5 protein-coding genes are annotated in these 12959 nt (G+C 42.8%); all 5 read left to right on the top strand.

Annotation, left to right across the window (positions count from 1 at the left end; translation table 11 throughout):
• Positions 1 to 141: 141 nt before the first annotated feature.
• The 5 genes from AB3G73_RS00825 (at position 142) to AB3G73_RS00805 (ending at position 12955) form a co-directional block, all read left to right on the top strand.
• Positions 142 to 3666 carry a two-component regulator propeller domain-containing protein gene (locus AB3G73_RS00825; RefSeq protein ID WP_367741790.1) on the top strand — a complete coding sequence of 1175 codons (3525 nt, stop codon included), beginning with the start codon at positions 142 to 144 and terminating at the stop codon, positions 3664 to 3666.
• Positions 3667 to 3781: 115 nt separating this feature from the next.
• Complete coding sequence (locus tag AB3G73_RS00820; RefSeq protein ID WP_367741787.1) at positions 3782 to 6391, top strand: cellulase family glycosylhydrolase; 2610 nt, start codon at positions 3782 to 3784, stop codon at positions 6389 to 6391.
• Between the two features lie 223 nt (positions 6392 to 6614).
• Complete coding sequence (locus tag AB3G73_RS00815) at positions 6615 to 9590, top strand: SusC/RagA family TonB-linked outer membrane protein (protein ID WP_367741783.1); 2976 nt, start codon at positions 6615 to 6617, stop codon at positions 9588 to 9590.
• A 21-nt stretch (positions 9591 to 9611) separates the two neighbouring features.
• Entirely contained in the window at positions 9612 to 11189 is a 1578-nt protein-coding gene (locus tag AB3G73_RS00810; RefSeq protein ID WP_367741781.1) for a RagB/SusD family nutrient uptake outer membrane protein, read from the top strand.
• A gap of 23 nt (positions 11190 to 11212) precedes the next feature.
• Entirely contained in the window at positions 11213 to 12955 is a 1743-nt protein-coding gene (locus tag AB3G73_RS00805; RefSeq protein ID WP_367741778.1) for a DUF5114 domain-containing protein, read from the top strand.
• Positions 12956 to 12959: the final 4 nt, after the last annotated feature.

Here is a 12959-nt window from a genome sequence, read left to right as displayed (position 1 = left end):
GTTTTCTGTTTATAAATAAATAGCAAAGGAACAAAAAGAGCGGGATATTTACAAGTGTAACCGACATTTTTCCTACATTTGCAAGAAAGAAGGAATACTTTTACAACAATTACAGATTTAAAAACCTGCAAACCTAACACCATGCGCGAACGAATTACAACAATTCTTTTTCTCATCCTTGTCTACTGTACCAGTGGCAATGTATATGGGCAAAAAGTAAATTATCAGCAATTCGACAACATCTATCTCGGGACTGAAGCTTCGGTGATCAGTTGCTTCCTGCAAGATAGCGAGGGACTGATATGGGTGGGTTCCAACAAGGGGTTATTCAGTTATGACGGTTATTCCACACAACAGCATTTCACGTATGGAGAACGCACTAACACACGTATCTACTGCGGTATTATAGCAGACAATACTTATTTATATCTGGGAACAGATAACGGGATTCTTATTTACAACTATCGAACAGACCAATATGAGCAACCGGATACTGATTTTCCAACGGATGTCCGTACCATGGTGCTTCAGGGAGATACGTTGTGGATAGGTTCGTTGAACGGATTATATACTTATCAGTTAAAAAGCCGTCAACTGAATCACTTCGATAGCAAACAGAGTGGGTTGTCTCATAACACCATCTATTCCATCATTCAGACAAAGGACAATCAAATTTATATAGGTACTTACAACGGATTATGCCGCTATGTACAGGCAAGTGGAAAATTTGAAAACATCCTTTTGCCTGTTAACCGGGGAGGCAGCAATTTGTTTGTCAATTCTCTGTTGGAAGACACCACCCGACAATGTATCTGGATCGGGATGGAAGGTTATCTCTTCCAATACAATCCCACTACAGGAGAGATGAAGGCGATAGAGGTATTTCATAACAACTCCATCAAATCACTGGCACTGGACGGAGATGAAAATTTGCTGGCAGGTACAGACAACGGGCTTTATGTATACCAGAATGACAAAGAGCCTTTGCAGCATATCATTCACGATTCACGCAATATCCAGTCACTAACCAACAATATTATCTGGAACATATTCTCGGATCAGGAACATAATATCTGGCTGGGAACAGATTACGGCATTTCCCTGTCACGCTATAACAGTGCGCTGCAATTTGTACCGATTTCTCAAATCACAGGCACAGGAGACGGAAATCAGTTCTATTCCCTGTTCCGGGATTCCAAAGGATTCTATTGGTTCGGAGGTACAAACGGAGTGATCCGGTTCACCCATCCTGCAGGCAATAAACACGATGCTATCTGGTATAGAATGGGAGATAAAAACCATCCGTTATCCCACAACCGGATACGGCACATCTACGAGGATAGAGAACAGCAGTTATGGATAGCCACAGACGGAAGTATCAACCGCTATGACTATAATACCCATCAATTTGTACACTACAACATCGTAGACAGTACAGGAACTTATAATACCAACTGGGCTTATTACCTGTTTGAAGATACTGACGGGAAGCTTTGGATCGCTACCTGTCTCGGAGGTATCTTTGTTGCGGACAAACATAAACTGATACAATCTGCCGGAAGATCGTATGTGGCCGATCAAAATTATTCCATTCATAATGGTCTGTCGGGGATGTTCATTAATCAGATTGTCCCTGATGCGGAAGGTAATGTATGGGTATTGTTATACAACAGCAAAGGGATAGACAAAATCAATGCCCGTACGCGACAAGTGACAAAGCTGTTTGCCGATGAATTAAGTGGCGAGAAGAGCCCGAACTACCTTTTACGGGATGAAGACGGCATGCTTTGGGTAGGATTTCACGGAGGAGTGATGCGTATCAATCCCAAAGACTCGAGTCAGCAAAGTATCTCTTTCGGCAATTTCAGCAATAACGAGATTCTGTCTATGACCTCTGTAAAAGAACATATCTGGGTTTCCACGACTAACGGACTTTGGATCATCGACCGGAAAACGATGGATACCCACCAGCAAAGCCTGACAAATAAACGCTTCACCAGTCTCCTGTTTGATCCGGAAGATGGAAATATCTATCTGGGAGGTGCAGATGGGTTCGGCATATCCCGTCCCGAAATACAAGCCATGAGTCAGCCGGAACACTCCATTTTACTGACCGCTTTATATATCAACAATCAACTGATGTCTCCGCATACCGGAAAGAATATTCCCAACATCCGCTATACAGATGCTATCGAACTAAAATACGACCAGAACAACCTGGCTTTCGAACTTTCAGACCTCCCCTACTCGCTGGAAGAAAAACATGAATTCGTCTACCGGCTGGAAGGTATGGACAAAGAATGGAATTTCCTGCAATCCAACACGAATCGCATTACGTACAGTAATCTGGGTTATGGGGATTATCAGCTGGTAATCAGCAAAGTAGAAAAGAGCGGTTCTCCTTCCGAGCATCCATATATCCTGAATATTAAAATTCTCCCTCCATGGTATTACACACTTTGGGCAAAGATAGTCTACATTCTTTTATTCTTGAGCCTCATTGCCTGGGTTATCAACTTTTTCCGTGTCAAGAACCGTCTGAAAATGGAACGGATGGAAAAAGAGAAGATTCTGGAGCAATCACGCCAGAAAATGGCTTTCTTTACCAATTTGTCTAATGAATTAAAGACACCGCTTAGCCGGATTATCGCTCCTGTCAGTCAATTGCTCCCCGTTGCAGAAGAAGTGCATGAGAAACAGACACTGGAGGAGGTGCTGCGTAATGCAATGAAAATAAACTCATTGATTCATCAGGTATTAAACTTCAACCGGATAGAGGATAATAAAGATTCGCTGCTGATTTTGTCGCGCATCGAACTTGTGTCATTCAGCCATAGCCTGTTTTCTGTCTATGAGGAAAACAAACGGATCACATTCCATTTCGAGACGAATAAAGCCAAGATTTATGCTGATATGGATGCCATCAAACTTGGAGTGATTTTAGATAATCTGCTTTCAAATGCCGTCAAATTCACCCCGGATGGTGGAAGCGTCCGTCTGTCTCTTTTCTATCGTGAAGAAACGGAATTGTTGGATATTTGTGTTTCAGATACAGGAACCGGAATCCCGCAACAAGATATTCCCTATATCTTCCAGCGTTTTTTCCAGTCTCCACATTCCGGCAATAAGGAAGGTACGGGTATCGGACTTTATCTGGTCAAGACTTACACGGAGCTTCATGGCGGTCACATCAGCGGAGTCACCTCGGACGAAGGAAAAGGAACTTCCATTGGCCTGAATATTCCAGTTATCGCTGTAGAGAAAGAAGAGATTCCGGCAACACTGGTGAAAAAGCAGTTGGAATCGTTGCCTGTGCTTAAACCAATCGAAGCTGAATCGCAAGATGAGAAATTTCTGTCGAACATTATCCGCCTGATTGAGGACCATCTTTCTGAATCAGAATTGAATGTGAACGCACTTTGTGAATTATCCGGTATCAGCAATAAGCAGATTTACCGGAAAATCAAACAACTGACCGGAATGTCTCCAGTAGAATACATCAAGTCGATCCGTATGAAAAAGGCGGCCATGTTATTGCAACAAAAGAAATTTACCATTGCCGAAGTGATGTATATGGTAGGCTTTTCCAATCATTCTTATTTCTCCAAATGTTTTCAGGCAGAATTCGGAAAAACGCCACGTCAGTACCTTAATGAAGACCTGTAGAGGCATTTTGGGACATTTCGTCCTATTTTTATCCTTATATGTCCAATCTGTGCTTTTATTGAAATGACCAATAAATTACTTTTGTTGCTGTCAATAAACCGATAAATTTGATAGCATGAAAAGACTGTTGATCCTTACCTTTATTTGTTTGATATCTGCCTTTGTCAAAGTGCAGGGCAAATCATCCTCTACACCTATTATATATATAGATGGAAATGGGGTGATGCGCTGGAGTGACACCCGCCGGGAGGCTTCCTTTTTCGGTGTTAATTATACGCTGCCTTTCGCCCATGCTTACCGTGCCATTGGATATTTGGGACTGGACCGCAAAGCTGCCATAGATAAAGATGTATATCATATTTCCCGTCTGGGGCTGAATGCTTACCGTATTCATTTATGGGATGTGGAACTGACAGACGGACAAGGAAATCTCCTCGAAAACGAGCATCTCGACCTGATGGACTATCTGATTGCCAAACTCAAAGAGCGCAATATTCATATTGTGATTACCACACAAACCAACTTCGGGAACGGATATCCCGAACGAAACATACAGACGGGCGGCTTCTCCTATCAATATGATAAATGCGATATGCACTCCCATCCGGAAGCTATCGTTGCACAAGAAACCTATCTTCATGGTTTGGTGAAGCACGTCAATCCATATACGGGGTTAGCTTATAAAGACGATCCCTCCATTGTTGGGTTCGAAATCAATAATGAACCTTGTCATTCCGGTACGAAGGAAGAGGTAAAAGCCTATATCAACCAGATGCTGAAAGCGATCAATAAAACAGGAAACCGCAAACCTGTATTCTATAATGTAAGCCACAACGAATATGTAGTAGAGGCTTATTATGAAACTGCCATTCAGGGAACTACTTATCAATGGTATCCCATCGGACTGGTATCCGGACAGACACAGCAGGGAAATTTCCTTCCATCTATAGACCGCTATGATATTCCCTTTTCCGATAAAGTGAAAGGATTCGATAAGAAAACACGGATGGTATATGAGTTCGATCCGGCAGATATCATGTATTCTTATATGTATCCGGCCATGGTACGTACTTTCCGTACAGCAGGCTTCCAATGGATTACCCAGTTTGCGTATGATCCGATGGATATCGCTTATGCCAATACGGAATATCAGACTCATTTCTTGAATCTTGCCTATACGCCTCATAAAGCTATCAGTATGAAGATAGCCGCCGAAGCTGCACGCAATCTGAAAAGAGGTGAATCATACGGCAGTTATCCACAGGACACTTTATTTGGTGACGGTTTTCGTGTCAGTTATACGGAGGACTTGAGTGAATTAAATAATGGAAAGAAATTCTATTATTCCAATCATACCAACACCCGGCCCAAAGATGCGTCACAACTTGTTTCCATTGCCGGTTGTGGCAGTTCTCCGATTATTCGTTATGAGGGAACAGGTGCTTATTTCATGGATTGCCTCGAACCGGGAGTCTGGAGACTGGAAGTGATGCCGGACGCGGTAGTAGTGAACGATCCGTTTGCTAAACCGTCACTTGATAAAGAAGTGGTTACCATCGCTTATGGTGCTTGGGACATGGCTCTGCAAATACCTGATTTAGGAATGGAATTTACCTTTACGGCCCTCAATCAAGGAAATCAGCAGAAAGGAGATGTGACAGACGGGATTATCCGCGGACTTTGTCCGGGTACCTATCTGCTGAAACGTAAAAACTGTACGCCCAAACAGAACTGGCAGGCAGACTCTCAATGGAATTCCATCCGCATCGGAGAATATGTGGCTCCTGCTCCACGTGTGACGGATTATAAAGTCGTTCATACTCCATCGGAAACCACTGAAGCAAATAAGGATTTGACGATTAGTGCACAGGTAGTAGGAACCGAATTCCCGGATTCTGTGATTATCTACACCGATAAGATATCTTTTTGGAATGAGCACAATCCATATATCAAGATGAAACGTACAGGCGGATATACCTATCAGGCAACGATACCCGCTACAGAAATAAAGGATGATTGTTTCAGGTATAACATCATCGTATGCCGGGGCAACAGCACTCGCACTTATCCCACAGGAAATTCCGGTTACAGGAATTCATCATCGGGAATAAAGGGAAATCCACTGGAGTGGAATTATACTTCCGGAGCCTATTGGACTACTCGTGTTGTTGCCCCAGATAGTGCGATACCACTATTGACTATTACGGACGCAGATAGCCGGATAGAAGCATACACGCTTCCCGAATGGAATGATCTCCAACGTACTTTGGTTGATTCTTCTCCGGTGGAAAAACCTTTGCTCCGGTTCCGGTTTACTCCTAAAGGAGAAAATCCGCACTATTTCCTCCGCACGTTCGTAAAGAACCTGATTGAAGAAAGAAAAGAAAGAGTAAAGGATTGTAGCGTTCTCTGTATCCGGGTAAATCGCACGAAAGCACTTCCGGAAGGATTCAGTGCCGGTTTCGTAACGTCAGACGGATATACTTATAAAAGCCCTTGTCCTGCTCCATCATCGGAGGGAATCATACGGATACCGTTGAAAGATTTACGCCAGACAGACACGGCATTGTTGCCGGTAGCTTATCCGACATTCTTGAAACAGTATTTCCATCCGGAAACGGAAATCGCATTTTTACCGGAAAGGATTGAAAAGCTGGAGTTATCAATGTCAGGAAACAAGAAAGAGTTAGTTGAGATTGAACTAGGAAATATCTGGTTGGAATAATCGTTCTTAAAGTTCCCCGGTGTCGAAGCCTTCGTTCCTCGGTGAGGAAAGGGTCGTTCATCGGTGAGGAACAAGGTCTTCCTCGGTGAGGAACGAATCTTCCGTCTGAACCACGTTTGAAGCCTTCTGAAAGGGGGGAGCAAACGGAAGAGACAGAAAGAGAAAAGCCGCTGATTTTTAAATAAAAAGTAAAAATAAATCTATTATCAATAACACAGTAATTATGAACAGGAATATCTTAAATCTACGCCATCTGACTGTACTACTTATGTTATGTACAGCCTTTTTAGGAGGCATCATTCCTGCCTTCGCCCAACAAGGAGGCAAGAAAATCACCGGACAAGTGATTGACGAGAACAAGGAACCGATGATCGGAGTAAGTATCCTCATTGTCGGTACTTCTACCGGAACAGTGACCGATTTCGACGGTAATTATACACTCAATGTGCCACAGGGCAGCAAAGAGTTGCAATTCTCTTATGTAGGATATGAAACAAAAGTAGTACCTGTTCCTGCCAACAGTACTACTTTGAATGTCCAGCTGAAAAGTGATTCACAGGTATTGAGCGACGTTGTAGTAATCGGCTATGGTACGCAGCGTAAAAGCGACCTGACAGGTTCGGTGACTAACGTCAGCAGCAAGGATTTCAACCTGGGATTGGTCAGCTCTCCCGAGCAACTGATTAATGGTAAGATTTCCGGTGTGCAAATCATGTCCAACAGTGGTTCTCCTACTGCAGGAAGTACGATCCGTGTGCGTGGTGGTGCTTCACTGAACGCTAGTAATGACCCCTTGATCGTACTGGACGGTGTTCCTTTGGAACAGGGAGGCATCAGCGGTAATGACGGAAACTTCCTTAGCCTCATCAACCCGAACGATATTGAAAGTATGACCATTCTGAAAGATGCTTCTTCGACTGCCATTTACGGTTCGCGTGCATCCAACGGAGTTATTCTGATTACTACCAAGAAAGGAAGTTCAGATAAACTGAAGATTACATTCAGTACGACAAATTCCATCCAGACACGTACTAAGCTGGCTGATATGCTAAGTTATAGCCAATTTGTCAACACCATCCGTACGCAAGGAACGACTGCCCAACAATCTCTACTCGGCACAGCCCATACGGACTGGAATGATGAAATCTATCAGAATGCTTTCGGTACGGATAATAATCTTAGTATTTCCGGAAAAATTGCTAAAAACTGGCCATTTCGTATATCAGTAGGTTATTACAATCAAAGTGGTTTGTTACGCACAGACAACGCAGAACGCTACACGGGAAGCATCATGGTAACCCCCTCTTTCTTCAAAGACCACTTGAAACTGAATATTAATGCGAAAGGGTCTATTAATAACAATACATTTGGTAACACGAATGCTATCTGGGCAGCTTCTACAATGAACCCAACCATCCCCGTTTATTCAGGACTGGATACTTTTGGAGGATACACGGAAGCAATAGACAATACAGGTGCACCAGTCAACGGTGCTGTAATGAACCCGGTAGGACTTATCAAAATGAATGATTCCCAAAGTAACGTAAGACGTTTCATCGGAAATATCGATGCGGACTATCGTGTTCATTTCTTCCCCGACTTAAAGCTGCACGCTACATTAGGTTACGACTATGCACAAGGTAAGGGAAGTGTATATGTTCCGGCAGAAGCTGCACAGAATTACACCACTTCCGGTCTGGATTACAGCTACGGTCCGCAGAAGAAAGAAAATCGCCTGCTGACTTTGTATGCCAACTACAACAAATTGGTAGAATCGATTAAAAGTAGTTTTGACGTAACAGCCGGTTACGATTATCAGTACTGGAAAGCTACGACTCCGCTTTACTACGAAATGAACACGCTGGGAGAAATACAAAAGACTTCAAAGGCTAAAGACGAACGCCATGTACTACTTTCATACTACGGTCGTCTGAATTATTCGTTCGATTCACGTTATATGTTAACCACCACCATCCGCCGGGACGCTACTTCACGCTTTGCCAAGAATGTACGTTGGGGTACTTTCCCCTCTGTAGCCTTGGGATGGAGAGTGACGGAAGAATCTTTCCTGAAAGATAATAAGGTATTGAGCAATCTGAAAATTCGTGCCAGTTACGGTGTGACCGGACAACAGGACGGTATTGGTAACTACAATTATCTACCTATCTATACTCAAAGCCAAAATGGTGCGGAAGGTATCATGGGAAATGAATATATTCATACGTACCGTCCCAGTTCTTACGTCCCTGACTTGAAATGGGAAACCACTACTTCATGGAATATAGGATTCGACTTCGGCTTTCTGGAAGACCGTATTACCGGTAGTTTTGACTACTACACTCGCCAGACTAAAGATCTGATTGCAACAGTTCCCGCCGCAGCAGGTACCACTTTCGACCGTAACATCACCACCAATGTGGGAAATGTGGACAGTCAGGGTATTGAATTCAGCGTAAATGCAACTCCTGTACAGACAGAAGACTGGAACTGGGATGTCAGTTTCAACATGACTTGGCAAAAAATGAAGGTAAAAAATCTGTCTTTATCTGCCGGAGCTGTCGCTACAAATACTTCAGTAGGTCCATATATCGACAGTTACCAAGTACAAACGTTAAGTGAGGGATACGCCCCTTATATGTTCTACGTTTATCATCAACTCTATGATGAAAAAACAGGAAAACCGGTAGAAGGTGCCTATCTTGATGTGAATGGAGACGGACAAATCAACTCTTCCGATTTATATCGTTACCACTCTCCCGCTCCGGATTACATTCTCGGTTTCAGTGCTTCACTGCGCTGGAAAAAATGGACTTTGAGTACAAGCTTGCGTGCAAACATCGGCAACTATGTCTATAATGCCATGGCTATGAATGCCGGAGCCTGGGAAACAGTAAGCTACAACTCCTATCAATTGAATAACCTGTCTACAAGTTATCTGAAAACTAGATTCCAGACCCGTCAGTACTTGTCCGACTATTATGTAGAAAATGCTTCTTTCCTGAAAATGGATAATCTATCGTTGAACTATAATTTCGGTCAAATCTGCAAAGGATGTAGCCTGAATGTGAGTGCTATGGTTCAGAATGTATTCTGTATCACCAAGTACAGCGGTGTCGACCCGGAGGTTCCTAATGGTGTGGATAATTCCTTCTATCCACGTCCGCGCACCTTCTCACTGAATGTAGGTTTCAACTTCTAACTATTTAAAAACAAGCGAATCATGAAAAAGATATTATATACAGCCTTCTATTTTTGCAGTGCATTATTGCTGAACTCCTGCATAGGCGACTTAGACCAATATCCGCATGAAGACGAAACATCTTCTACGATATATACCAATGCTGAAAACTATAAAGCCGTTTTAGGTAAGATATATGCTGCCATGGTGACCACCGGACAGGAAAAAGGGGGTGATCCGGACTTGAGCAGTAACAGTGGACAGGATTATATACGTTGCTTCTTCAACCTGCAGGAATGTGGAACAGACGAGGTGGCCTCTACCTGGTTGTCGGGTGATAATGTGAGTGGATTGACTTATTTAAGTTGGGATGCTAATGATCCTTGGGTATCGGACATGTACTATCGGATTTATTATAACATAGCATTATGCAATGAATTTCTCCGTAACGCAACCGATGAAAAGCTGGCAGAATTTAGCGAACAGGATCAAACTGAAATCCGCCATTACCGGGCTGAAGCTCGTTTCATGCGTGCTTTATTCTACTACCATGCAATGGACTTATTCCGTAATATCCCGTTCATAACAGAGAATGACCCGACTGTCGGTTATCTGCCTCCACGTTATACGTCTGCACAAATTTTCAGTTATATAGAATCTGAATTAAATGCCATTACAAATGATATGCTTAGCAAAGGGAATTGTCCTTATGGACGTGCTTCACAAGGAGCCGCCTACACATTGCTTGCCAAACTTTATCTGAACGCAGAGGTGTATATTGAAACGTCGAAGTATACAGAATGTATCGCTGCCTGTCAACAGGCTATCGCACAGGGATATTCATTGGAAGATGACTACAGCAAACTATTCAATGCGGATAATGATAAGCGTACTGCTAACGAAATTATATTCACCTTACCTGTGGACGCCACACATACCGTATCTTGGGGTTCTTCCACATATATTGTCTGTGGTGCCGTAAGTAATACTTCCGACAAACAGATTCCTGAAAATTATGGTGTGAAAAGCGGTTGGGGAATGTTCCGTGTACGCGGAGAAATTCCGGCCTTATTTAGTGGAACTGATGATAAGCGCTATATGTTCTTCACTGACGGACAAACACAATATCTGGATGTGATAGATAATCAGGCAAACGGATATTTTGTAGAAAAATGGACTAACCTGACAGATGCCGGAGCAACCGCTTCCAACACTGCAGATGGTGGTGTAAATACAGATTATCCTTTATTCCGTTTGGCAGACATATATCTGATGATAGCGGAAGCTGTGGTACGTGGCGGAACGGGTAGTGATAAAGGAACCGTATTGGGATATATCAATAAGCTGCAAGAACGTGCTTATGGCGACGACTCTCATAGTAAAGCGGAAGCCGACCTGACACTGGACTTTATCCTAAAAGAACGTGCCCGTGAACTTTATTGGGAAGGATACCGTCGTACCGACTTAATCCGTTTCGGAATGTTCACTACCGACAAATATCTGTGGCAATGGAAAGGTGGTGAAAAAGGTGGCGTAGCTGTAAATAGCAAGTATAATATCTATCCGATACCGGCTACCGAACTGACGGCTAATCCCAATTTATATAATGAAAATTATTAATCATCCTCTAATACAAACGATATATGAAAACAATAAATAGTCTGTTCCTTTCATTGGCGGCTCTCTTTATATTGAGTGCCTGTGAAGATGACGCAGATAAATATTATTTATCGAGCCTGACAGAAAATGAATTGATAGCTTCTACAAACAACATTGTATTGACGGAAGATATCGCACAAAAAAATGTTCTGTCACTGGCATGGACCGACCGGACATTGGCTATCAACAATCCGGATTTCAAACCAACCAACTTATTGAAAACAAGTATACAGGTTGCATTAAACGAAGATTTCTCCGGAACGATCGTTGAGTCTACCGAAACCTCTCTTTCCAAGACTTACAATGGAGCTGAATTAAATATTGTCACCAATAATCTGGGGGTTGAAGCCAATGTAGCCACTAAATTCTATTTCAGACTGAAAGGAACAACGGGAAACAACATCGAACCGGCATATAGCAATGTGGAAGTAATCACCATCACTCCTTATGAACTGGATATGCGTTTTGCCAGCATGCTGGATCAAAACGGCACAGACACCGGTATGAGTTTATTTTCAGTAAATACAGATGGTGTATACAAAGGATTTGTAGGAGTAAATGCCTGGTACAACTTCCTGATTAAAGAAGCCAACGGAACGATCTGGAGAAATGACAACGAAACCGGAATGCCGTTCCTACTAACTACAGCAGGGGATTGGAAATGTTGGTTCCCAGGAGTTGGAGGTTGCTATTATATCACAATTGACACGAATAATAAGCAATGGAACGGAATACAAATACCAACATTGAACGTCAGTGGAGATATCGATGCAACAATGGAATTTAACCAAACGAGCAGAAAATGGACAGCTACATTCAATGCTAATGCAGCCGGAAGTATGACTATCCAAATCAGTGGAACGGGGAAATTATACGATCATACATGCGCCAATCCGAATGATAACGGTGGATACGACATTGATGACACGAAGGCTAAAGATACTCCTATGGCATTCAGCGGCAGCAGCACAGCGTTAAATCTCGGAGAAACAGCCGGAGACATAACAGTTAATGTGCCACAGGCAGGAGAGTGTACGCTTTCTATCGATCTAAGTAACCCTCAACAATGGACTGTATCAGTAGAAGAAGGTTCTATAGAACCGGAGCCGGAACCGGAAGAGGGACAATATTTGTATTTGCCGGGAATCGGCCAAGGTAGCGACTGGACATACGATCATAAAATTGAAGTGTACTATAAGGAAGAACAAAAATATGCAGGTATAGTGGATGTCAACTCACAATACGGAAATTATGCGATGACCCTGTTCTCATCAGGAGATGCCTGGGATACCAGCAAAATGTACACCATTGCTAATGATGATTCGGAAAGTACAGCAGAAAGTGGAACTCTTGTTAATGGAAGTGCAAAGAATATTCCTGCACCCGCTGCCGGTCTCTATCTGTTTGACGTTTCATTAAAAGAGTTGACCTATAAAACTTATGCAGTTGGAAATAACATCTATTGTTATTATGGAATAGAGGGGGATAACAATTTATATCCTATCGCCACAACAGGAACTGCCGGAGAATATTCGGGAACGATTACGTTATCACAAGATTCTAACTGGGGAATCAAGTTTTATATAAAAGATGACTGGACCGGAGCGTATGGAGGAAGCAATGGAAAACTATATTATAACAGTAACGAGGGTATCCCATTGACTGCCGGAACTTATACTATCACAGTCAATCTGATAGACGGCACTTATTCCGCTTCTAATAAATAACCTT

It is taken from the genome of Bacteroides sp. L008 (genome assembly GCF_040812255.1).
GTDB lineage: Bacteria > Bacteroidota > Bacteroidia > Bacteroidales > Bacteroidaceae > Bacteroides > Bacteroides vicugnae.
Note: the sequence above shows the minus strand (reverse complement) of the source record. Positions and strands in the feature narration are given on the sequence as shown.

Coding starts and splice junctions, on each gene's coding strand:
- AB3G73_RS00825 (WP_367741790.1), top strand. CDS start 142: ATGCGCGAACGAATTACAACAATTCTTTTTCTCATCCTTGTCTACTGT.
- AB3G73_RS00820 (WP_367741787.1), top strand. CDS start 3,782: ATGAAAAGACTGTTGATCCTTACCTTTATTTGTTTGATATCTGCCTTT.
- AB3G73_RS00815 (WP_367741783.1), top strand. CDS start 6,615: ATGAACAGGAATATCTTAAATCTACGCCATCTGACTGTACTACTTATG.
- AB3G73_RS00810 (WP_367741781.1), top strand. CDS start 9,612: ATGAAAAAGATATTATATACAGCCTTCTATTTTTGCAGTGCATTATTG.
- AB3G73_RS00805 (WP_367741778.1), top strand. CDS start 11,213: ATGAAAACAATAAATAGTCTGTTCCTTTCATTGGCGGCTCTCTTTATA.